19 protein-coding genes and 2 riboswitches are annotated in these 24,448 nt (G+C 48.2%); of the genes, 1 reads left to right on the top strand and 18 read right to left on the bottom strand.

Features of this window, described 5'->3' with window-relative positions:
* Window positions 1-70: 70 nt before the first annotated feature.
* The 11 genes from H9X84_RS01605 to H9X84_RS01555 form a co-directional block, all read right to left on the bottom strand.
* A complete protein-coding gene (locus H9X84_RS01605; protein WP_243423486.1) occupies window positions 71-2,032 on the bottom strand; it encodes a complex I subunit 5 family protein in 1,962 nt (653 codons plus the stop codon).
* A 15-nt stretch (window positions 2,033-2,047) separates the two neighbouring features.
* Entirely contained in the window at window positions 2,048-3,526 is a 1,479-nt protein-coding gene (locus H9X84_RS01600; RefSeq protein ID WP_205132575.1) for a complex I subunit 5 family protein, read from the bottom strand.
* 18 nt (window positions 3,527-3,544) lie between these two features.
* Entirely contained in the window at window positions 3,545-5,011 is a 1,467-nt protein-coding gene (locus tag H9X84_RS01595; protein ID WP_205132574.1) for a complex I subunit 5 family protein, read from the bottom strand.
* A gap of 32 nt (window positions 5,012-5,043) precedes the next feature.
* Window positions 5,044-6,549 carry a complex I subunit 5 family protein gene (locus H9X84_RS01590; RefSeq protein WP_205132573.1) on the bottom strand — a complete coding sequence of 502 codons (1,506 nt, stop codon included), beginning with the start codon at window positions 6,547-6,549 and terminating at the stop codon, window positions 5,044-5,046.
* The gene (locus H9X84_RS01585) at window positions 6,549-6,923 is read right to left on the bottom strand and encodes a sodium:proton antiporter (protein WP_205132572.1); all 375 of its coding nucleotides are present in this window, start codon (window positions 6,921-6,923) and stop codon (window positions 6,549-6,551) included. Before H9X84_RS01585 ends, H9X84_RS01590 begins: the two co-directional genes overlap by 1 nt.
* A 1-nt stretch (window position 6,924) precedes the next feature.
* Window positions 6,925-7,830, bottom strand: coding sequence for a hydrogen gas-evolving membrane-bound hydrogenase subunit E (gene mbhE / locus H9X84_RS01580; RefSeq protein ID WP_205132571.1), 906 nt, complete (start codon window positions 7,828-7,830; stop codon window positions 6,925-6,927).
* 1 nt (window position 7,831) lies between these two features.
* A complete protein-coding gene (locus H9X84_RS01575) occupies window positions 7,832-8,098 on the bottom strand; it encodes a hydrogenase subunit MbhD domain-containing protein (protein ID WP_330612225.1) in 267 nt (88 codons plus the stop codon).
* Window positions 8,095-8,400 carry a cation:proton antiporter gene (locus tag H9X84_RS01570; RefSeq protein WP_205132570.1) on the bottom strand — a complete coding sequence of 102 codons (306 nt, stop codon included), beginning with the start codon at window positions 8,398-8,400 and terminating at the stop codon, window positions 8,095-8,097. The genes H9X84_RS01575 and H9X84_RS01570 overlap by 4 nt, the downstream gene beginning before the upstream one ends.
* Window positions 8,397-8,720, bottom strand: coding sequence for a monovalent cation/H+ antiporter complex subunit F (locus H9X84_RS01565; protein WP_205132569.1), 324 nt, complete (start codon window positions 8,718-8,720; stop codon window positions 8,397-8,399). Before H9X84_RS01565 ends, H9X84_RS01570 begins: the two co-directional genes overlap by 4 nt.
* Window positions 8,717-9,181, bottom strand: coding sequence for a Na+/H+ antiporter subunit E (locus H9X84_RS01560; protein WP_205132568.1), 465 nt, complete (start codon window positions 9,179-9,181; stop codon window positions 8,717-8,719). Before H9X84_RS01560 ends, H9X84_RS01565 begins: the two co-directional genes overlap by 4 nt.
* 702 nt (window positions 9,182-9,883) lie before the next feature.
* Complete coding sequence (locus tag H9X84_RS01555; protein ID WP_205132567.1) at window positions 9,884-11,212, bottom strand: APC family permease; 1,329 nt, start codon at window positions 11,210-11,212, stop codon at window positions 9,884-9,886.
* Between the two features lie 79 nt (window positions 11,213-11,291).
* Window positions 11,292-11,369: riboswitch (glycine riboswitch) on the bottom strand.
* Window positions 11,370-11,470: riboswitch (glycine riboswitch) on the bottom strand.
* Between the two features lie 198 nt (window positions 11,471-11,668).
* Between H9X84_RS01555 and H9X84_RS01550 the strand changes: the two genes are divergently transcribed.
* Entirely contained in the window at window positions 11,669-13,192 is a 1,524-nt protein-coding gene (locus H9X84_RS01550) for a putative polysaccharide biosynthesis protein (protein ID WP_205132566.1), read from the top strand.
* Window positions 13,193-13,308: 116 nt separating this feature from the next.
* On the opposite strand, the gene H9X84_RS01545 is transcribed toward H9X84_RS01550, so the two are convergent.
* The 7 genes from H9X84_RS01545 to addA all read right to left on the bottom strand — a co-directional run bounded on the left by H9X84_RS01545 (window position 13,309) and on the right by addA (window position 24,447).
* Window positions 13,309-14,055, bottom strand: coding sequence for an amino acid ABC transporter ATP-binding protein (locus tag H9X84_RS01545; protein WP_330612224.1), 747 nt, complete (start codon window positions 14,053-14,055; stop codon window positions 13,309-13,311).
* Window positions 14,045-14,734, bottom strand: a complete 690-nt coding sequence (locus H9X84_RS01540; protein ID WP_205132818.1) for an amino acid ABC transporter permease — start codon at window positions 14,732-14,734, stop codon at window positions 14,045-14,047. Before H9X84_RS01540 ends, H9X84_RS01545 begins: the two co-directional genes overlap by 11 nt.
* Before the next feature lie 196 nt (window positions 14,735-14,930).
* Window positions 14,931-15,737 (bottom strand): transporter substrate-binding domain-containing protein, encoded by an 807-nt coding sequence (locus tag H9X84_RS01535; RefSeq protein ID WP_205132565.1) that lies wholly within the window; start codon window positions 15,735-15,737, stop codon window positions 14,931-14,933.
* Window positions 15,738-16,003: 266 nt separating this feature from the next.
* Window positions 16,004-17,272, bottom strand: coding sequence for a chloride channel protein (locus tag H9X84_RS01530; protein ID WP_330612222.1), 1,269 nt, complete (start codon window positions 17,270-17,272; stop codon window positions 16,004-16,006).
* Between the two features lie 181 nt (window positions 17,273-17,453).
* Complete coding sequence (locus tag H9X84_RS01525; protein WP_205132563.1) at window positions 17,454-19,727, bottom strand: sensor histidine kinase; 2,274 nt, start codon at window positions 19,725-19,727, stop codon at window positions 17,454-17,456.
* Window positions 19,702-20,397 (bottom strand): response regulator transcription factor, encoded by a 696-nt coding sequence (locus H9X84_RS01520; protein WP_205132562.1) that lies wholly within the window; start codon window positions 20,395-20,397, stop codon window positions 19,702-19,704. The genes H9X84_RS01525 and H9X84_RS01520 overlap by 26 nt, the downstream gene beginning before the upstream one ends.
* A gap of 384 nt (window positions 20,398-20,781) precedes the next feature.
* Window positions 20,782-24,447 (bottom strand): helicase-exonuclease AddAB subunit AddA, encoded by a 3,666-nt coding sequence (gene addA / locus H9X84_RS01515; protein WP_205132561.1) that lies wholly within the window; start codon window positions 24,445-24,447, stop codon window positions 20,782-20,784.
* Between the last annotated feature and the right edge of the window lies 1 nt (window position 24,448).

Raw genomic sequence — 24,448 nt, 5'->3', positions numbered from 1 at the left:
CAAACAAACAAAAAGGCGAACTGCCTTTTTCCGAAAAACTCCCGGAAAACCGCTGTTCGCCCTCTTTTATTTATACCAGAATATAAAGCATCGCTACAGCAAGACCAATGCCGATCATCAGAAGGCTTCGCGCAAAGCCTTCCCGGTATACAGTCTTGTCCGTTTCCCCATCGGTATAGGCGGAAAAATATTTGTCCTCCGGCGGGATCACACGACCATTGTCATCGTTGAATATCAGCATACGCAGGATAGAAATAAAACCATCCGTTAATGTTGCCGCCAATCTTGCGAAGAAACCGCCGATAAAAGGCAGTACCGTCAACAGCAGCGGACGATATACCTTTTCTTCCAGATCCAGCCATTTAGGCCAACGATCCAGATAAACCACATTTCCAGCCGCGTCCCTGCGCATAAGCACCTTTCGGATAAACAGGAAATATACTACCGCGCCCACAGCCAGGGAAATCACCGCGCCTTTCAGATTGACCCAGGCAAAGTATTCCACAGCGTGTTCCGGCGCGTGGGCACCCAGAAAACCTCTGCCCAGCTCCGCCAGACGGTCCTGCGTCATATAAGGCAGCATGCCGCATACGGGCAGTGCCAGAGCGCATACAGTTAAAATTACCGCATTGACCTTGCTCATATAAGGGCCTTTTTTCTGCACCGGCAGAGGGTTGGGGTTTTTATCCACAAACACAGCCACAAAAATCTTTGTCATATAGGCCAGTGTCAGACCGCCCGCAAACAGGAAAAGATATTCTACCATCTGCATATAAGCCGCCGACTGCCCTGCTTCTTCCAGTAAATGAATGTATTCCACAATACTCTCATGCAGCAGCGTTTTGCTGATATAGCCGTTCCAAAGAGGGATACCGCCGATCCCCAGCAGGGCCATCAGGAAAATCCCCTTCAGCAGCGGCTTATCTCTGCCAAAGCCCTTGATCTTATTGAGATCAAGCTCCTTCAGACTCATAAACACTACACCTGCGCTGAGGAACAGCACCAGTTTCAGCATGGAATGGTTGATAAAGTGGAGCAGTGTACCTGCCGCCGCCAGGGCGTTATGCTCGCCCAAAATTCCCTGCATGGCGATACCCACCATAATAAAACCAATCTGTGACATGGAAGAGCATGCCAGCGTCCGTTTCAAATTGATGGAAAACACTGCCAGTATTGCCCCCATAAGCATGGTAATTACGCCAAGAATCAGCACAAAATTGCCCCACACAGCGTCGTAGAGGAAAATCTTCGCCGTAATGGCCATCGCGCCAAATACGCCTGTCTTTGTCAGCAGACAGGACAACAGCGCGCTGGCAGGCGCAGGCGCCAAGGTATATGCCTTCGGCAGCCAGATATGCAGCGGAAACAGACCCGCCTTCGCGGCGAAACCGAAGAACACCAATACGCCAATGCAATAATAAGCGGATCTGTCCTCCATCACGGAAAAAATCTGCTGTAATTCATTCATCTGTAATGTACCGGTCTTTTGATAGAGCATGAACAGCCCCATGAGAGTCACCAGACCGCCCAGCACCGCCACTGCCAGATAAGTCTTTGCCGCCTTCATGGCTTCTTTTGTCTCGTCATGCATTACCAGCACAAAGGAAGTAAAGGACATGATCTCAAAGAAAATAAAGGTGGTAAAGAAATCCGCCGAAAGGAAAATACCCATGGTAGCCCCTTCCGTCAGCAGCATAAAAAGATAATACCGGTTCAGGTTTTTATCCTGCGCGAAATATTCTTTAGAAAATACTGTCGTCAGGAACCAGATCACACCAGTGAGCACCGCCAGAATCAGCTGAAACCCGCCACTTTCCATCTGCAGGCCCAGGCCGCAAATGCCCACTGCCGCATAGCCTTCCTCTCTGCCCATCAGCAGAAAGGCGCCGATACAAACCACCAGTGTAACGGCCATGGCCCAGAAATCTCTGGCTCCCTGATTCCGTCTGCCGATGATATAGCCGATCAGACCGCCAATCATAGGGAAGAAAACAAGAAACGGCAGCAAAACGTTATTCATAACCTCTGTCATTTTTTCTCCCCTCCTTTACGACAAACGTGATACAACGCCGCCCAGGATATCCAGAAGCTGTCCCGGGATCAGCGCCAGAACAATAGACGCGATCGTCAAAACGATCAGCGGGCCCTTCATATACCAGTTGGGATCAGATACATGATCGTAATACCCAGCCGGATATTCCTTTTCCCTGGGGAAAAACGCCCGCACAATAATATAAAATACATACAGCGCCGTCAGCAAAGCAGAGATAATCAATGCTGCAATGCCGATATAAGCTACCGGATTGCCGGTCTCCACCGCCGCCGTCGCCAAAGCCCATTTACTGTGGAACCCTGCAAAGGGCGGGATACCTACCAGCCCGATGCCTGTAATGGCCATGGCTATAAAAGTAACCGGCATGTACCTGCCAAAGCCCTCCATCTCATAAAGATATTCTCTGTGCGTTTTATAAAGCACCGCCCCGGCTGTAAAGAACAATGTGATCTTTAAAACCGCGTGGTACAGCATATGCAGCAGGGCCGCCGCTAAGCCAACCGGCGTCATCAGCGCGATACCAAAAATGATATAGGAAAGATTGGATACCGTTGAGTAGGCAAATCTTCTTTTTACATGTGGTGTACGAAGTGCCACCGTAGAACCAAACACAATGGTAATGGCCGCCATGACCAGCATTACATTCTGCGCCCAGGTACCAATCAGAAAAGAGGTGCCAAAGCTGTAATAGGTCAGACGAATGATGGCAAAAATACCGGATTTTACGACAGCCACGGCATGAAGCAGCGCCGTAACGGGCGTCGGCGCAACGGATGCCTTCGGCAGCCAGCGGTACAGCGGGAACACTGCCGCCTTTACGCCAAAACCGAAGAAAGCCGCCACAAATACCATCTGCAAGGTGCCTTCATGACCCGCTACCAGCGCCGGGTTCAATACACCGCCGGGCACAAAGTCAATGGTAGAACCATAGCAGTAAATAAATACGAATCCAATGAAGGCCAAAGACGCGCCGAACATCATGTAAAGGATATACATTTTTCCGGCATAGCGGGCCTTATTGTCCATGGCGTGCATGACCAGAGGCAGCGTCGCCAGAGTCAGGAATTCATAGAATAAATACATCGTCAGGAAGTTGCTGGAAAAGGCAATCCCCAGCACAACGCCAAAGGTCATGGTAAAGAAGGCGAAGAATTTATCTTCCCTGCCCTCGTGTGTCATATACTCAAAGGCGTATATGGTCGTAATGATCCAAAGAACAGATACCATGGTACCAAATACCTTGGAAAGACCATCAATATCCAGCGCCAGCGTTAATTTATCACTAAAGCGCAGGAAAGTCAGCGGTTCCGCCATACCGCCATAAATGGCGAACAACGCGAATATAGCGTTAAGAACCGTGATCGTGAGAACCCATCGTTCTCGTTGTTTTCTGTCTTTAAATTTTACCGGAAGCAGGCACACGCCCGCGATCATTGGAAAGATCACCGGTAAAATGGTTATAAATGCGCCCATATCGTTCCCACCTTTTCCTTAGAAAATAACGCTGCTAATATTCAAGATCCATTGCATCAGGCCACCGGGAAAAATCCCAAAGGCCAATACGGCTGCCGACAGCAGAACCAGCGGCACCGTCATCAGATAATTCGGTTCTTTTTTCTCCAGCTTCGTATCATCAAAGTCTTTTCCGGGGAAGAACGCGTCAATTACAATGGGAAGCAAATACCCCGCTGTCAAAAGGGCGCTGACCATCAGCACCGCTACGCCGACCAGTCCCAGCGTACCATAAGCAGGGTCCAGACCAGCCTGGGCCAGGTACCACTTGCTGACGAAACCGCCAGTGGGCGGAATACCGATCAGAGAAAGAGAGGCGATGGTAAAGCACCACATCACCACAGGCATCTGTTTGCCCAATCCCTTATACTGATCTACATAGGTTTTTTCTGTTTTATAAATGATAGCACCGGCGCCAAGGAAGAGGATATTCTTCGCAACCGCGTGGAATACCACCTGCATCAGCGCGCCCACAAACCCAATGGGATGCAGTGTCATTAGACCAAACAGTACATAAGAAACCTGACTGACGGTGGAATAAGCCAGCCGCCGCTTCAAAAGCCGCTCTTTATAGGCCAGCATGGAGCCCATAAATACGGTAATGATAGCCAGGGTCAACAGCGCGGTCTGTACCCAGCTGCCTCTGATAAAGTCCGCCCCCACCAGATAGAAGGTCACACGAATAATGGCAATAACGCCGCCTTTGGTAATGATGCCGGACAGTACGGCAGATGCCGGGGAAGGCGCTACGGGATGGGCCGTAGGCAGCCATGCGTGCAGGGGGAACATACCCGCCTTACATCCAAAGCCGATCATCATCAGGAAGTAAATCAGCAGCATCAGGCTTCCATTTCCGCCCAAGAGCCCCTGATCCAATGTACCGCCGGGCACAAAGGAGGTAGAGGTGCAGTAGCTGTTCAGGAAGAACAGCCCCATCAGCCCAAGGCCCGCGCCGAATACGGAATACCCCAGGTACTTCATACCCGCGCGTACTGCTTCCACCGTTCCCGTATGGATGACCAGCGGAAGTGTCAGCAGGGTCATATATTCATAAGATAAATACAATGTTACCATATTGGATGAGAAGCAAAGGCTCATCAAAGCCCCCAGCGCCATGGTATAAAACATAAAGAACCGGGCAGGCTTATGTTCGTGCTTCATGTATTCAAAGGAGAATACTGCCGCCAAAAGCCAGATCGCGCAAATCATAACAGCGAAAAACTTCGCCAGACCATCCGTATGGTATGCCAATGAGAGCCGGTCCGTCATCTGCCAAACCACCAGAGTATTGCTTCCTCCTGCCAGATATACCACTACGGCAAGCTCAATGGCTATCGTTATAAAAACAAGCAGATTTCGCTGCTTCTCCTGCTTTTGAAAACCGATGATAATACCGGCGATCAAAGGAAAGAGCAGCGGAAAAAGCATTATTGCGTTTCCGTTCATTCTCAATCACCTATCCCCTCTTGCGTTTCGATTTACTGCAGCAGACTGATACCCATTTCAATCATGGAAATGAAAGGACGATAGAAAATGCCCATTCCAATATTGATCAGGATAAACAGCACGATAGAAACGCCGAAAGCAGGAGAAATAACTGCTTTTTTATTCTCCTCGTCCTCGTTCTTCACCGGTGTCCAGATGGCGATGACAGAAGGCAGGAAATACAACGCATTCAAGATCATACTGATCCCCAGCACAATCAAAACCGCCGCCATTTTGCCCGGCGCGTAAATAGAAGCCGTCGCAAAATACAGCTTTGAAATAAATCCGACAAACAATGGTACACCGACCATAGATAGAGCGCCGACAGTAAAGCCAATACCTGCCAAAGGGTTGCGCAGACCCGCGCCGCGCATATAGTAGATCTGCTCTTTGTTGCCGCAGTTTTCTACCATACTGCCGCAGCAGAGGAAAAGCATGGACTTCGTTACCGCATGGGCCAGAATATGGAAGCAGGCAGCTACCATACCGATTCTGGAAGCCATGCCGATACCCATATAGATATACCCGATCTGCGCTACGGAGGAATAAGCCAGCATACGCTTCATTCTGGTTTCCCTCATCGCATAAACAGACCCCATAACCATGCCCGCCAGACCGAAGACAAAGAGAATATCCATAATCTTCAGATTCAGCATAACATCAACAGAAAATACGCTGTAAATCAGCTTGATCCCCAGGACGATATAGCTTTTCAGCACCAGACCGGACAGAATACCGCTGGAAGTAGGTACTGCCGCCTGATATGCTCCGGGCAGCATAGAATGGAAGGGAAACAGCGCACTTTTGATGGCGATCCCGATAAACATAAAGCCCGTAACAACCAGCAGAGGAAAAGCATATTCCCCCGTCTGATACAGTTCCATAACGGCCTCCTTGATCTGTGGGAACAGCAAATGGCCTGTGATACTGTACAGGATACAGATGCCTAGCAACACCAGACCGGAACCCAGCAGACTGATGACCAGATAATGTGTTGTGCCCACCATAGCCTGTGCAGTACCTTTTGCCATAATCAGTGCACAGGAGGCAATGGTAATGATCTCAATAAATACGTATGCTGTAAAAATATCGTTGGTATACACCAGCGCCAGCATCGCGCCAAAAATGGCGTTCATCATGATAAAATAAAGACTTTGTTTTTCAGGCACCACATCATGGTAAATAAATTCGATGCCGCCGGTCACCGTCAGGAACATAACCACACTGAAGGTCAGAGCCATCAGCGCCTCCAGCGGGCCAGCCCGCAGCTCGTTGCCCCAGGGTGCAGGGAAATGCCCCATCATAAAGGTAAAGGATTCCCCGTTCTTGACTACGCTCATCAGCAGAATCGCTGACATCACCATTACAATCAGTACCATAATCATATGTACCTTATGCGCGACCTTTCCGTTTTTGAGCAGCGGCGTAATAATGCCGCAGAACATGGCAAGAAAGATACTGAAGAAGGGTATATTATGTACCAGATTTACGTGTTCCATCACTCACCCTCCCTCTCTCTGGATAATTTCATGATTTCATCCATATTCAGCGTGCCGTAATGCTTATACAGCCGCTGTACCAGCGCCAGAGAAAACGCTGTGACACTGACAGATACAACGATCCCTGTCAATACCAGACCAGCCGGCACAGGATTGATATAATAATCCGCATCAATCACACCGTTGGTCAATATGGGCGCTACTCTGCCGAAAATGTAGCCTTTGGCCGCCAGGAACAGATACACCGCCGTATCCATAATATTCAAACCAATAAATTTCTTAATTAAGTTGTTTTGCAGCAGCAGGTTCATAAATCCGATACCGAAAAGGATAACCGAAGCCGCTTCATAATAATTTAAAAGCAAATGACTCATATCACATATCCCCTTTTGTAAACAGTGCGTAAAAACCATACATTGTGCAAGCAACAATCAATCCGACGCAGATATTCAGCGGAAGGATAAATCCCGCGCTGAGGATATTGCCCGGAATGCCCTTCGGGATCTCATACCCTACATGGTTGGCGCCTGTAAAGAAGGAATAGCTCTTGCAGCCACAATAAGTCAGCAAACATCCTACGCTGATTAAGGTAAATGTTTTAAATGTAAAAAATCTGTGCATCTTTTCATGTCCATTGGCCGCAGCGTAAAGAATCAGGCCAGCGCCGATAATGGAGCCGCCGGAGAAGCCACCGCCGGGAGAAAGATGACCATTCAGTACTACATAGATCCCATAAAGAATGATTACGGGGGAAAGATATTTCGCGCCGATCTTCAAAATAGACTTGTGATCCGATTTATCAAACCGCTCATCTTCCTCCGTTTCCCGATCCTCTCTGGCATCAATATTTTTCTTGTCGCGTTTCAGCAGAATCAATACGCTGATGACTGCCAGGAACAATACATTAGATTCACCGAAGGTATCGAAGGCTCTGTAATCCAGGATCATACCTGCCACAAAGTTGATGGCGCCGGTTTCCTCAATGCCTTTTTCCAGATACCGTTCCACTACCTCGTTATTCGCAGGGTTAATTGGCTGACCGAAGGTAGGCAGGTTCGCCACAACCGTCAGCATAATGGTAATAAATACCACCGATACCAGTACGCAAAGGAACCAGTAAAGCCCTTTGTTGGCCTTGATTCTCTGGAAATCCGGTTTTCTGATCCAGTTCCTTTCACGGGGCAGTTCCCGTTTTTTAATATATTCATCCGCATGGAGCATGGCTTCCTCTCCATTGACCCATGCCTGAAGGTGTTGCCAGAATGTTTTTTTCTCGTTCATATTATCCTTCCCTCGTTCCTTTCAAAGCGTGTACCTTTTTCAGCGTGAGGAAGAATAAAACGCTGTCTACCCCCGCGCCAACGGCCGCCTCTGTGATGGCCAGGTCGGGAGACTCCAAAAATACCCAGATAATCGCCATAATGGAGCTGTACCCCATAAAGACGATTACCGCCAGAAACAGGTTTCTTGTGATCGAAACCCCGATGGCGCTGGCGATAAGGAATACAACCAGGACCATCTGTATGATTGTGCTTAATTCCATACTCATTTGCCATGCACCCTTTCGTCATAATCCTTATTTGTCAGCATTTCCACCTTCCCGATCATGTGGGAAGCAATGGGACTGGACATCCAGAAAAACAGTATAATCAGAATATACTTGGCGATATGGAATACATCCTTGCCCAGGATCATCAGACCAATGGTCACCAGGCCAAGACCCATGGTGTCTCCCAGCGCCGCCGCGTGGATTCTGTTCATTACATATTTCAGGCGGTAGATCCCCAAAAGTGCTACCACAAATACCAGCATGCCCGCTATGATAAAGACTGCCGCTATGATCTCTCTCATGAGTTTTCCGCCTCCTTCTCCTGTTTTTCTTTCAGATGCAGTTCCCGGCCTTTATGGTGCAGTGTAACCACATGGCAGATAATCACCACGGCCAGGAAGCTCAGCAGTGTATATACCAGCGCCACATCCACCAAAGAGGTTTCTCCCAAATAAGCGGAAAGTATACAGATAATGGCGGTGGTCATGGTACCAATCATATTGATGGCCACAATCCTGTCGGTAAATCTTGGCCCTTGCAGCGCTCTCACAAATGCCAGAATGATCCCAACGGCCAGTACCAGCATACTGATCTCCAATATGGTATGTAATATCTCACTCATACTGATTCCTCCAACTTTCTCAGCTGTTTTACAAATACGGATTCGTCAATCCCCTCCGTAAATTTTTTGTCCAGCGCATGGACAGTATATGTATTTCCTTCCAAACCGCAGGTATAAGTACCAGGCGTCAGCGTAATACTGTTGGCCAGTGTTACTCTGGCTACTTCTGTTTTTAAATCTGTCTGGAATGTGGTGAAGGTGGGCTCACATTCCAATCCCGGTGAAAGCACGATCCGGATGACTGCCAGATTGGACTTGATGACCTCACATACCAAGGTCACGCCATAGAGCAGGAACAGCGGGATCTTCTTTATCAGAGCAATATCTTTTTTCACATTGTAATCCATGTACTTTGTCATGAACCAGTACAGCCAGCTGCAGATCACCAGACCAAACAATGCGATCTCCAAAGTGATCTTTCCACTGAAAATAAACCATAACAAAAGCAATATCAGGTACATCCCATCACCCTTCCTTCTCATCACGCAGTACCCTGAAAGAATACCTCTTTTTACCGCGGTTGGACACCAAAATTATCCATTTTTACGGTATTTAACGATTCTATTATCGGTGAATCCTGGGAAATTGTCAAGTATCGTAGTGCTATATGCCGATTAAATTCCTAACATTTTCTTAACGAAACACATATTTCTGTGCTAAATGTATATTATTTTCTATTTTTATTTCAATAAATCATATAAAATGAATAAATTACAGCATTCTTTTCCGCTCCCATTTTTTTGTATTTTTCCGTCAAATCCTTAGTTTTCGGGGGCTGGCAAAGACAACTGTCCTTCTTCCAGGTTGTCCGACAAACAAAACCCTGATTTTACCAGTGCATTGATAAAAATACATTCCTCCGTCACCGAAAGAACAATAGAAAAAAAAATAATCACTTATTTTCCATTTTTTCCCTTTTGTTTCTATTTTCATTTTCATAAATTTAACAAAATTCGTGATTTTCTTTAAAGGAAACTTATATGTCCCCTACGAAAATTTATTTTCTTTTTTCCGCCTAAATTGCAAAAAAAGAAAGCATGAAATCCCTTTGTGAGATTTCATGCTTTTCGTTACGAGGAAGCCCCTCTCATATGATATCGAAAGATCCGTACCTGCCGTTCGTGGTCCGCAGATACGGGGGAATCAATTCCTCAGGTCAATAATCACATGTTTTTCTTTTTTGTCGTTGTCGCATAGATAGGCAGACCGATCAATGTCAGGATGATACTGCCAACAGCCAGCAGAGTTGTTGTCATACCGGACATGAACAGCTGGTTGATAATTACATACAGACCACTGATGATAGCGATAATAGGGATCACAGGGTACAGAGGTACTTTGTATGTTCTTTCTCTGTCAGGCTGTGTTTTACGCATGCTGATAACTGCCATAAAGGTCAGTGTATAGAAGATCCAGCAGGAGAATACTGCCAGGTTTGTCAGTGTATTGAACTGACCGCTGACTGCGTACAGGCAAGCCAGAACGCCGATCAGCAGGATGGAGTTTGTGGGAACCTGTGCTTTGTTGATCTTTGCCAGTTTGCTGCTGAAAGGCAGTGTGCCTTCGGAAGCCAGGGAATAAGCAACACGGGAACCGGACAGAATAAAGCCGTTTGCCGCACCGATAACGGAAATCATGATACCAACGGAGATCAGCTTGCCGCCGAAATCACCGAAGATTGCCAGAGCTACTGCGGAAGCAGGAGCTGCCAGGTTCATCATTTCATCTGCGGGCAGTACCCACAGGTAAGCCAGGTTGATTACGAAGTAAACAGCCATGATAACGGATACACCGCCAACGATCGCTATAGGCAGATCTTTGCCGGGGTTCTTCATTTCACCGGCGATCGCACCTACGTTTGTCCAGCCTTCGAAAGCGAACAGTACGGCGATCATCAGCTGACCCAGTACAACTACGGGGCTCAGGCCTTCACCGATCATAGGATTGAAAATAGGGTTTTCGCCGGATCCTCTCAGGAAACCAAAGATAATCAACAATACAATAGGGATCAGCTTACATACTGTAAAGATGATCTGTGCGGCACCGCCGACAGCGGAACCCAGGTTGTTCAGAATAATAACAAAAATGATTGCTACGATTGCGGTAGGCAGCATAAACCCATCGCCAATAAATAAAGATGCCTGTTCAGCAAATACAACCGCAAGGGCTGCGATCATGGCAGGATAGAACAGTACGCTCTGCATCCAACCAGCAAGGAAACCGACTTTTTTACCAAAAGCCTCTTCCAGATAAGCTACCATACCACCTGTTTTGGGGATCATGATAGCGATTTCAGCGAATGTCATCGCTGCGGCGATACATACCAGACCAGTAATCAGCCAAGCCAGCATACCCAGACCGGGTGCGCCGCCAGTTGCAGTATAAATCGCCTGGGGTTTGAAGAATACACCTGAGCCGATTACACAGCCGACAACGGTTGCCATAGCGGTGGACATGCCAAGATTCTTCTTCAGTTCTTGTTTGTTTTCCATTCCAAATTCCTCCCTCTAATAATTTAGAAAATCTTCCCCTTTCGCACAAGAAAAAAGGACATCCGGGCAAAAGGTATGCCTGATATCCTCTGTTCCTTTACCTGAAAGCTTTACTTCTACGGTGACCTCCCCTAAGGGAAATTCTCTCCAGAGTTTCCATCCACGAAAGGTCTTTTTGCCCGAAAGTTTCTCTGAAATTCGGCCGTTTTCAGATTGCATCTTTGGCATCCCCGATGGAAATTTTCCCTCTCGCTTCATTTGGGTATTCATGATTTTCTTACTGTAAATTATATACAGAAAAAGTATTTTTGTCAACAAAAAGAATGAACTATTTTTTAGTTGATACGCATTTTTTCATCCCATTTTTTGTAAATATTTAGCATAAGAAATAAATTTTGTATACTTTTACAAAAGAAATCATAAGTATAGTACAAATTATTCCCAATAGGTGCGTTCATGAGTAAAAAGCAGCTGATCCAAAGTACAATCATCCTAACTTTCGCCAATCTTTTTACAAAATTTCTCGGTTTTTACTATCGGATCTATATGTCGGAAGCCATTGGGGCGGAAGGCATGGGCCTCTATCAGCTTATCATGCCCCTTTACGCCTTGGCGTGGAGTGTGACTTCCTCCGGATTTACCACCACTGTTTCCCGTCTGACCGCAAGAGAATCCGCCAGGGGCGAAACAGGGAATATGGGCCGTATTGTAAAGCAGGCGCTGGGGATGTGCCTGGTCCTCAGCGCCGCAGCAGGAGCAATTCTCTTTTTTGGCGCGGAGCAAATCTCTGCTGGAATTCTCCATGACGGCCGGGCGGCTCTGTCTCTTCGTCTGCTGGCGTTCGCCATTCCGCTTATGGCGGCCGGGTCCTGTCTGCGGGGCTTCTTTATGGGCTTACAGCAAATGCAGGTTCCTGCCCTCTCTCAGGTACTGGAACAGATTGTTCGCCTTCTGACGATTTTCCTTCTGGCGGATCTTTTTGTTCCCCTTGGGCTGTCTTATGCCTGCTTCGCCGCTGTCTGCGGCATTTTTGCCGGTGAAACCCTTTCCTTTGGCTTTACTCTGTTCTCCTACCTGCGCTTCAAACGCCGCAGAAAACTGATAAAGCGTCCCTCTCTTTCTTCCCGGAGTGCCGCTTTCGTGATTCTGTCTATGGCGTTGCCGCTGGCCGCCACCAGGATTTCCTCTTCTCTGCTTTCCGCCGCGGAAAATATTCTGATTCCCGGCAGACTTCAGGCTTATGGCTACTCCGCGGAAAAGTCGCTGGCTCTTTACGGGGAACTGACGGGGATGGCAATGCCTCTGCTTTTGCTGCCCTCGGCTTTTTTGATGGCGGCCTCCACCTCTCTGGTGCCGGAGATCACACAGTCCTGTGCCGCCGGCCAGTCCCGCCGGCTCTCCCGGACCGTATCGGCTTCTTTACTCTTTACCTCCGTCATCAGCGTTGGCGCCGCCTGTTTCTTTGCGGTGTTCCCGAAAGAGATCTGCTATCTCATCTACGGAAAGCCGGAACTGGGCAGACTGCTGCTGCCCCTGGCTTTCCTCTGCCCCCTTCTCTATGGGCAGACCACTTTATCCGGACTCCTCAACGGACTGGGAGAGCATATCTTTCTCTTTTGGAGCCATATTCTCTCATCCGCCATCACCATCGCTTTCGTCTGGTTTGCTATGCCCATTTATGGCATTTCCGCTTTTCTGGCGGGATGGTTTCTCAGCCTTCTGCTAACTACGGCGCTGGCTCTGCTTCGGCTGAAAGGGGCCACCGGAGGAATGCCCTCTCCTCTTTCCTGCCTTGGGAAACCGCTGCTGGCAGGACTGGGCACCGCTTTGCCCATTCGATTCCTGATTTTGAACGGAACACCGTCAAAGCCCTTTTTTCTTTTGACTTTTTCCGGCATGGGGCTTCTGTATCTTCTGCTTTTGTTTCTTCTGGGCTGCCTTTCCAAAGAAACGCTCTTTCCCTCCGGAAAGTCTCTCTGATGCAGAACACACAAAAAGCACGAGGGAAAGCGGAGCACTCGCCAGAAAACATTTTTTTGTTTTCTGAGGGAACCGCCTCAAACCTCGTGCTTTTTTCATTACAAAATACCGAAACCTTACAGTACTTTCGCCAGGAATGACTGCAAACGCTCACTCTTTGGATCGGTGAAGATCTCCTCGGGAGTCCCCTCTTCCACCTGTTTGCCATCGGCCATAAACATAACGCGGGTACCCACTTCTCTGGCAAAGCCCATTTCATGGGTCACCACTACCATGGTCATGTTTTCTTTCGCCAGCTGTTTCATAACCTCCAGTACCTCCCCAACCATTTCGGGGTCAAGCGCGGAGGTGGGTTCGTCAAATAGCATCACTTCCGGCTGCATACAAAGGGCCCGGACGATGGCGATACGCTGTTTCTGACCGCCGGAAAGCTGAGAAGGATAGGCATTGGCACGATCCTCCAGCCCAACACGGCGCAGCAGACTCATGGCCATCTCTGTTGCCTCCGCCTCGCTTTTGCCCTGGAGCTTCATGGGCGCGATGGTCATATTTTTCAAGATCGTCATATGGGGGAACAGATTAAAGTGCTGGAATACCATCCCCATTCTCTGGCGATGGACATTGATATCCGTCTTCGCGTCTGTAATATCCACACCCTCAAAGAAGATATGGCCGCCGGTAGGTACCTCCAGCAGATTCAGGCAGCGAAGGAAGGTGGATTTTCCGGAACCGGAAGGTCCGATTACTACAACAACCTCGCCTTTTTTGATCTCTGTATTGATGCCGTCCAGCGCCTTAATGACGCCTTTATTATAATGCTTCTGCAAATTTTCCACTCGAATCAACGCTTCATTACCGCTCACTGTTTCTCAGCCTCCTTTCCAGTCTGTTTACCAGGAAGGTAAAGAACATTACCATTGCCAGATAAATCAGTGCCACCGCAAATAGGGGCATATACGGACTAAAGGTAGCGCCGCGGATAATATCGCCGCCTTTGGTCAGATCCTGCATGGCGATATAGCCGGCAACAGAAGTTTCCTTCAGCAGTACAATAAACTCGTTCGCCAGCGTAGGCAGCACTGTTTTCAGCGCCTGCGGAATGATAATATAACGCATGGTCTGTACATAGTTGAAGCCCAGGCTGCGGCCCGCCTCAAACTGGCCCTGGTCCACAGACATAATCCCGCTTCGCACAATCTCCGCCACATAGGCACCGGAGTTGATACCAAAGGCAATAGTACCTACCAGCAGCTTGCTGCTGGAGGAAGCCAGGATGATATAATACATAATCATCAGCTGGACAACCACAGGAGTACCACGAATCACCGTCAGATACACCTTCGCGATAAAGTTCAGAAATTTCAGGATCAGGCTCCCCAATCCCTTATGCATTTCATTGATATTTTTGTCATGGGTAGAGCGGATCATAGCAATAACAACACCGATGACAATACCGATCAAAACCGCGCAGAACGTCAGCTGCAATGTAACAACCAGGCCGTCTCTCAGATATTTCCAGCGATCATCCGCAATGAAGTTCATCACAAACTGCTTCTGGATGCCCTCCCACCAAAGTTGTAATCCTTCCAAAAGAAATCCTCCTTACTCTTTTTATTGATTATGGGAACTCTCAAAAAAATATTTTCTGCACCAAAAATTTCCACAAAAACCATACATAAGAAAACAGGGACGGTTTCCCGTCCCCGGATCTTTGACTGATGTTACAATACTGTCTGAATTATTCAGCAGTGATGTATTTGTCGATGATGCTCTGAACTGTACCATCTGCGATCAGTTCCTGCAGAGCTGTGTTGATGGGCTCTGTCAGTTCGCTGTCTTTTGCCAGAGCGATAGCGTAATCTTCTGTTACATATTCTGTATCCAGGATCTTCAGACCTTCGTTTGCAGCTACGAAAGATTTTGCGGGTTCGTTGTCGATAACAACGCAGTCGATTTTGCCTGCCAGCAGGGATGCTACTGCGTCAGCGCCTTTGTTGTAACGTTCTACTGTGCCCAGGCCAGCGTCTTCGATATCGCCTGTTGTGTAGATATCGCCTGTGGTTGCTGTCTGTACACCGATGATGTGGTTAGCGCCTTCTGCGAACAGATCGTCAACGCTTGTGATTTCGGAACCTTCAGGAACGATGATAACCTGTACGCCTGTTGCGTAGCTGTCTGTGAAGTCAACGCTTTCCAGACGTTCTTCTGTTACAGTCAGACCAGCCATAACCATATCTGCTTTGCCGGAAACAACAGCAGGAATGGTGGATTCAAAAGCCATATCTTCGATTTTCAGTTCATAACCCAGCTTGTCAGCGATTGCTTTTGCGATTTCAGCGTCGATACCAACAATTTCCTGACCTTCGTAGTATTCATAAGGAGGGAATTCTGCGTTTGTTGCCATAATCAGAGTTTCTTTCCCTTCTGTGTTTGCTGTGTCATCTGTTGCTGTTTCATCTGTTGTTGTGCCGCCGCAGCCTGCCAGAGCAGCTGTCATAGTCAATACCATTGCAGCACCAAAAATGCTTTTCAAATACTTTTTCATGTTTGAGTTCCTCCCTCTTTTTTCTCATGCTTTTGGGACCGGCCTCTGCCGATCACATAATGGCATTATACTTGATCTGTGCATAAAATTCAACCCAAATCACCACCGAGAAATCCAAATTTTAGGCCTGATTTTTAGGCATTATGCACAAAAACTCAACCTTTTTTCTAATTTATAGAGAAACCCGTTCTCATTTTTACGGAGAAAACTCGCCTCTTGTCACACGACAAATGCATATTGAAATGTATAAGTGAATATTTCATTCATCAATGGACTTTTTTATTGATAAATTCAGGCTTCATCTTGGAATACATGATCTTCTGTTCCGAGTAAAGTCCATAATAGCCGGACAGCATGTAGCTGATGGCACAAACCAGAGCGTAATAGCCAATCCCCTCCATACCAAACAGCTCCAAACATAAAATCAAAGACGCCAGCGGGCAGTTGGTCACACCGCAGAAAAGAGCCGCCATCCCCAGCCCTGCCGCAAAAGAAGGCGACAATCCCAACAACGGCCCTGCCACACATCCAAAGGTCGCACCGATAAAGAAAGAAGGCACGATCTCGCCGCCTTTATAACCGGCTCCCAGCGTTAAAGCCGTTAATATGATTTTCAGCAGAAAGGCCTCTGTTTCTGCGTGTCCACGCATGGCTCTGGCGATCACATCCATTCCCGCGCCGTTGTAATCCCGAGTGCCAAGCAGCAGCGTCACGCCAATGACAATACAGCCGCCAATAAAAATCCGCAGATAGGCATTGGGCAGAAATCTGCGATAAACCGCCCCTGTTTTTTCCATAACCAGACAGAAAACAATACTGAGCACCGCGCAGAATATTCCAAGAATCCCAACGCTCCACGCCCCATTCAGGCTCATTTCCGGGACTCCCAGCAGCGTATACCCTGCCGGAGCGATGCCCACACCATAGGAAAGCCCCGCCGCTACCAGCGCGGATATGACACAGGGCACCATAGCAGAATAATGCATAACACCAACGGTAATGACTTCCATAGAGAAAACCACAGCGGCAATGGGCGTCCCAAAAAGAGCCGCAAAGCCTGCGCTCATACCGCACATGGTCATGATTCGCTCGTCTTTTTCGTTCATTTTAGCCCATCTGCCCATAGAGGAGGCAATACTGCCACCAATCTGCAAAGCTGCCCCTTCTCGTCCGGCAGAGCCGCCGAAAAAATGTGTCAGCACCGTACTGATAAAAATCAGGGGCGCCGTTTTAAAGGTGACTTCCTCATTGGCCCGGACAGCCATCAATATGAAATTGGTGCCCTTATCTTTTTCCATATGCAGGATACGATACAGGAACACAATCGCCAGACCGGCCAAAGGCAGCAAAAAAATAATGGCCGGATGGGCGGTACGGTAGGAAGTCACAAATTCCAGCGTCACATGGAAGGCAATTCCCACCAGCCCCACAGTCAAACCTACAATACTGCTGGCCATAGCCCAGGACAGAAAGATCAGAAATCCATCCTCTCCGCTTTCCAAATATTCTTTTAGCCAGCATATTTTTTCCCGCACCGTTGTTTCCTCCATTTTGATCGAAAAATTTACATTTCAAATATACCTGATTCTCCGGCAAAAAACAAGCGGTCCCTGAGAAATGACAGTCCAGCTTCTTTTGTTTTCATACGCAAAAAAGTCTTTCCGGCAAAAACCGTCTTTTGCCCGGAAAGACTTTTTTCTTAATATATAGATTGTATCATTCTTGCAGCATTTCTTCGTCTGCTTCTGAAGGTTCTTCCTCCTGTACCAAGGTTTCTTCCTCTTCCTCCAGTTCATCCTCCTCTGTAATCCACAAAGGCATGCTGACGATTGCCTTGAACAGATCGCCGTCCACCTGTATGCCAAAGGTGCCACCCTGCAGTTCTGTCAGACTTTGGGTGATCGAAAGACCCAGACCGCTGCCTTCCGTCGTTCTGGAAGAATCCCCGCGGACAAAACGCTCTGTCAATCTGGTAGCGTCAAAGTCGATGGGCGCAGCCGAAACATTTTTCATCACTAATATGCCATGCTCCTCCGTTCGGAAAATATCGACATAGACTCTGGAATTAGGCATGGAATACTTGGCGGCGTTTGATAAAAGATTTTCCAATATCCGCCACATATGCCTGCCGTCGGCATCAATATAAACGGGCTCCGGGCAACTGAGTTTGACCTGAAGGCCGGAGCTTTCGATTTTTTCCTCCATTTCACCCACAGCCTGCATGACAAGCTGGTGAAAATCCACCCGCATTTTTACTACTTTCACATTACCACTGGAGGCCTTGCTGGCTTCGATCAGATCCTCAATCAGCTGCTTAAGACGGTAAGACTTTTCATATAAGATCTCTACGTATCCTTTCGCCGTAGTATTCACCAGCTTTTCCTGTTTCAGCAGATCCACATAGGTGATGATCGACGTCAAAGGTGTTTTCAGGTCGTGGGAAACATTGGTAATCAGCTCTGTTTTCATCCGTTCCCCTTTGACCGCTTCCTCTACGGCATTTTTCAAGCCATCCTGTATATTGGCGATATCCTCGGCAAAATTCAGGAAAGAAGGAGAAATCTCCGCCAAATCCAGCTGATAGGCCAGATTTCCCTTGGAAGTCTCCCTGGCGGAAATCATGATTTTTTTCAAAGAACGCAGTGCCCGCAAAAACAGATACAGGCAGAAAACATTAAAGGCCACCAGTGCCAGAAAAGCCGGCAGCATCAGATCTGAGTACCAGTACATGCACATGAAAAATACCAGCACCCCATTTCCCATGCCGTATGCCAGCATTACCAGTACCATCCAGCCCCGGAAAGTAGTTCCCGTAAAGAGAGAGGAAATCTTTCGAATCAGAGCAGAGACCAACGTGTTTCTGAAAAACCGCCTGCCCTTGATCTGTCTTGTCACCGACAGAATATAACTGAGCCCTACCGCAACAGAAGCAATATAGATCAGCCCCAGCAGCGTAATAAATACATAGGACCAAAAAGGCATCGTTTCCATATAAATGGTATCCAGCATGGAAAATCCCGCGAAAAAGGCCAGCAGCGCAAAAGCACCTACCAGCAGAAAATGCACCTCATTGTACATACGGTCCACCAGCAGATAAGTAACCTCTCCGCCCTTTTCCCGCTGCCCCGCTACTCGGATCAAATAGATCAGGCAAAACAAAAAAACAATGCAGGAAACGATGGAAACTCCAAATAAATAAGGCAGGCTCGCTCTGGCAAAGCGAAAATCCTGATACAGATCATAAAATCTGTCGCCTGCCTCCAAAGGCTCTTTGACTGCGGCATACACACGGTAGTTGCTGTTTTCCAGATAATAATTGCTGTACGGATAATAGGTATCCTGGCTCAGGTTATCGCTGCTGAATTCCCGGGACAGCATAATGGTATGGTCCATACTGCTGACCTCTCCCCGGGTAGCGTTTCCTCCCAGGATATTCCCATTTTCATCCTCTACAAAATACCGGAAATTTACCAGATCTTCCAATGCCCGTTCCGCCGCTCTGTAATCATCCAGCTGGTTTTGGATATAAATTTCCCGATATTGGGGCAGTCTGCTTTCCACCAGTTCCTGATATTCCAGAAAATTGCTTTCCAGCGTAGGCGGGATGATGCCATGCACCTCAAGCCCGTCATAGGTATCATTGATTTCTGTACTGCCTGTAATGACACCGTCAATAATGCCGTAATAGCGTTTGAACCCTTCGATCAGCGCTTCCCTGTCGATCTTTTCACCTTCTTTGATCTTGGCTTCGCTTTCATAAAATACATCCGCCAGCACAACATCATCCAGGGCATCATATACAGCGTTTCGAAATTCCAGTGTATCATAGAAATCCTCTGCGTAAAGAGCGTCTGTACGCCAGTTTTTAGAGATATTGGTAAAAATGACGCCGCTGAGAAAAATCAGCAGCGCACTGATGAAAAGCAATATGACCATACAGACCTTCCATCTGGTCTGATAGCTTTTATATTTTCTCGATTTTGTAGCCAATCCCCCACACCACCTTCAAATATTCCGGCTCCTTAGGATTGATCTCAATCTTCTCCCGGATACGCCGAATGTGAACAGAAACTGTATTCTCCGGCGCAAAGGACAGTTCATTCCATACCTTTTCATAAATCTGATCGATAGAAAATACCTTTCCGGCGTTCTCCATCAAAAGCTGCAAAATACCGTATTCCGTCGCTGTCAGTTTTACAGCCTCGCCTCTTACCTTTACTTCTTTAGCATCCTTGTCCAGTTCCAGATCGCCGATCTTGATTACATTGCTTTTTTCCGCAATAGAGCCAAGAGCAGTATAACGGCGCATCTGGCTTTTTACTCTGGCCAACAGTTCCAGAGGATTAAAGGGCTTTGTAATATAATCATCGGCGCCAAAATTCAGCCCCAGAATTTTATCGGTATCTTCCGATTTTGCAGACAGAATGATAATGGGAATGTTCAAAGTCTCTCTGATCTTTACTGTCGTGTTCAGCCCGTCCATTTTTGGCATCATAATATCCAGCAGAATCAGATGGATCTCATTTTCCTCCAATGCCTGCAGCGCTTCCAGCCCGTTATAGGCCTTGATTACATTATAATTTTCCTGCTTCAGATAAATTTCAATGGCGTCTACGATACTTTTATCGTCGTCACATACCAGAATATTAAACTTTTCCATAAAACCGCCTCCCCGTCCTGCGTTTCTCTTCTGTTATCCTGATCTTCAGCTTATCAAATAGAAATTACAAAATTCCATGAACTTCCTTACAAAATTATTAAGTTTCATCCAGTGTATCATGTTCTTGGCCAAAACACAAAGGCTATTTTTGCCGTACCCATTTCCCGGGAAATAAAAAAGAAGAACGTCCGGAACGTCTTTATAAGAAAACTCGTACTGCCGGAATCCCTATTCCAAAGAAGATTCCGATACTTTTGCTAGAAAACCGCTTTATTTCAGGACTTCTTTATAAAAAACGCCGGAATCCTTGACACGCGCAAAGGACTCCAGCGCTTTTCTCTTTCCTCCGATAGAGGCCACTGTTTTTCATTCTTTTGGGCCATGTCACATTCCCATGGAAACTGCCTTTCCCATGGCGAAAGAATACAAATAAACCTCTTTTACCGGTCGATCCGTAACTCTTTCCAGCGCCTCACGATACAAGGCCATCTGGATTTGATAGCGTTCTTTCAGGATCTCCTCATCATAGACCCTGTCGCTTTTGTAATCAACCAGCACCACACCATCTTCCTCATAAAAGAAGCAGTCCATGATCCCGTTGATCTGGATATATTCCTCCATATTACAGTATTTTTCTTCCCGAAAAATATCCTTTGGCTCCACCAGCATAGAAAAAGGCCGTTCTTTTTCTATCCTTTCCGCCACTCTCATACGTTTTGACAAATCAGAGCGGAAAAAGGCCAGCAGTTCCTTTCGCCGTACTGCCGCCGCCTCCCGGGCGGATAGTCTGTCCTCCGCCACCAGCTCCGCCAAAAGCTCCTGAATCTCTCCGGCATCATATTCCCGGCGAAAATCGGCCGCTTCCATAAACACATGCATGGCTGTACCTATCTGGGCCGCCGTCAGACGTTCCGTCCGAACTTTTTCCGAAAACCAGGGCATTTCCGCAGGAGTCGGCTCTTCTCCGGTAATCTCGGCGGCATTTCTGCGCTTGATCTCAGAAATAGAAACCTTTGCCGGTAACGCCGTTTCTTCCCCATAAGGATACTGCCAGGACAGAACACGGAAAATCTCCTGTCTGCTGCCGCTGTAATCCCCAACGCTCTCCCAGTTCCGATAATATTCTTTTAAATCCCTAGCCACTTCTGTTTCTTCCTTTTCCTCTAAATAGAGATCCATACGGCTGCGTACCTGCCAGCTCCAACAGGACTCGTCCGGCAACGTTCGCCCCGCTGGCTCTATTCCCCACTCCTGCGCCATGGCTCTGCCTGTGGGATGACGCAGAAAGGCTGGCATGATCCAGTCCAGATAGTTAGCGCCCCGCCGCAGACGGAACAAAGGCAGGCGTTCTTCCTGGCTGTCCGCCGTTTCCATCCATTTGGTCAACGATTTTCTGATATCTTTTACCGCGCCTGTCAGGATGAGCTTTTCCTTGGCTCTCGTCAACGCCACATACAGAACACGGACTTCCTCCGAAAGATTTTCCAGCCGCACCTCCTCCGCCAGAGCCGTTTTTGCCAGAGTGGAATATACCGCTCTCTGCTCCAGATCCGTATAGTCCATACCATAGCCCCACTGCTGGTGGGTAATGACAGGCGCCCTTCCGTCGGCCTCATTGAATTTTTTCACGGTATCCGCCAGAAAAACCACCGGAAACTCCAGACCTTTGCTCTTATGTATAGTCATGACCCGCACCAGATCTTCTCCGGCATTCTGGAGCTTCGCCGAGGAGGATTCCGCTTCCGCCGTCTTCATGCTTTCTACAAAACGGACAAAAAAGAAAAGTCCCCGCCTGCTGTTTTTCTCGAACTGCTCCGCTTTTTCCAAAAGCAGCCGCAGATTGGCCTGCCGAAGTCTTCCTCCTGCCGTCAGACCAACATAATCATAATACCCGGTCTCCCGATACAGCATCCGCAGCAGTTCCGTCAAGGATAGCTGACGCTCCTCCTGCCGCCATCGACTCAGGTCTGTCAGAAATTTCTCCAGTTTGTTGCGTATATCTGTTTCCTCGCCATCGGCGGCATAGGCCAGTACACAGTCATAAAACCGCCCCTCCCCGCCAAAAAGGCGAATCTGTGCCAAACCGTCGGCGTTGATGCCGTAAATGGGAGAATGCAGCAGTGACAGCAGCGGAATATCCTGCAAGGGATTATCTATGAGCCGCAGCAGATTCAGCACCGTGTCTACCTCCGGCACATCGTAATAGCCGGATGCTGTTTCCGCAAAATAGGGAATCCCCGCCCTGGCAAAACAATCATCCAGCACAGAGCCCCAGTTTTTCACACTGCGCAACAGCACCGCCACATCCCCAAAGGACATAGGGCGATACTCACCATGATCCAGCACCTGGTATCCCGCCGCCATCATCTCCTTGATCTTCGCGGCAATAGCAGTTGCCTCCAGTTCTCTGCGGCCCATTTCCTCAATCTCTTCCGGCAGTTCGCTTTCCTCCGGCAATGCCGTTTCCACCAGAAGAATTTCGTTATCTCCTCCGCAAAGGCCCTGGCAGGCCGGGAACCTGGCCCCGGCATACAGCGCCGCCTCTTCGTTATAATCCACATCCCCGAATTCCAGACTCATGATCTGGCGGAAAAGAAAATTGATGCCATCCAGCACATTTTTTCTGCTGCGGAAATTTTTGGAAAGTATGATCTTCCTCGTTTTTCCGCCTGCCTGGATGGGATAAACTCTGTATTTTTCATTGAACAGCTGCGGCATAGCCAGACGAAAACGGTAAATACTCTGTTTCACGTCTCCCACCATAAAGCGGTTGTTCTTTCCTTCCCATTCGCCCGATACGGCGGAAAGCGCCATTTCCTGCACCAGATTGCTGTCCTGATACTCATCAATCATGATTTCATCATATTTCCCGGCAATTTCCCTGGCCGCGTCAGAAGGGATCACATGGCCCGGCTCACTGCCCTTTTCCGTCAGAATCTCCAAAGCAAAATGCTCGTAATCATGGAAGTCAATCCACAGCTTTTCTTTTTTCGCCTCAGCGAAACGGTCCATAAAGAGTATGGTAATCTCCGACAGGGCTTTTGCCACAGGGTAAAGCTGACGGATAAGGCTGCTCTGAGTCTCCTCGCCGTAACGGAAATACTTTTCCCCCAGCTTGCCCCATGCCGCCTTGGCCTCATTCCGAAGACCCTTCACATATTCCGCGCTTTCCTTATCCTCTCCCCGATAAGCGGGAAGTCTGGCAAATTCCATGGCCACATATGCCATGTGCCAACGCCGGTAATTCCGTTCCTCCAACACCAGCGCCAATTCCTCCGCAGCGGCACACTCCGCGCCGAGGCGTTGCGCATAGGCTGTGAAGCCGCTGTCTCCGGCAACGCGTTCCTCCGCTTTTTTCAGCAGATAGCGGACAAAATCCACGCCATTTCTGATGCCTTCCTGCACCAGTTCCATCCAAACGCAGGTGTCTACCGTATCCTCCGGCCGCAGGAAAAACATTTCCGCCATTCGTTCCAGCAGGACTTTAGGCTGAGGATATCCCTGCGCAAATTCATAGACCTGCAAAATCAGTTCCTGAAGCTTTCGGTCTCCGGTAGCCTCTCCATAGGTTTCCAGCAAAAGAAGAAAATCCTCCCGTTCCTCGCCGTAAAGCTCCTCAAACAGATCCGCCAGCACTTCTTTCTGCAAAAGAGATATTTCCGAAGGGTCCGCTGTCTTTACCGCCGGGTCCAGATCCAGTCTGCTGTAATATTCCCGGATTACCTGCAAGCAAAAAGCATGGATGGTTTTGATGTCCGCCCGGTTCAGCAGTGTCAGCTGATTCTGCAGATGGGCATTGTCCGGCTGCTCCTCCAGCTTTGCAGAAATGGCCGCGCCAATTCTCTGGCTCATTTCCGAAGCCGCCGCCTTGGTAAAAGTCACCACCAGCATCCGATCGATGTCCCTGGGATTCTGCTCCGCCGTTACGGCGGATATGATTCGTTCCACCAATACGGCCGTTTTGCCGCTGCCCGCCGCCGCGGAAACAAGAATATCGCTGTCCTTTGCCTGAATGGCCATTTTTTGCTGATCGGTCCATGTATTGCCCATT

This window comes from Anaerotignum lactatifermentans, from assembly GCF_016902535.1.
Taxonomy (GTDB): domain Bacteria; phylum Bacillota; class Clostridia; order Lachnospirales; family Anaerotignaceae; genus Anaerotignum; species Anaerotignum lactatifermentans_A.
Note: the sequence above shows the minus strand (reverse complement) of the source record. Positions and strands in the feature narration are given on the sequence as shown.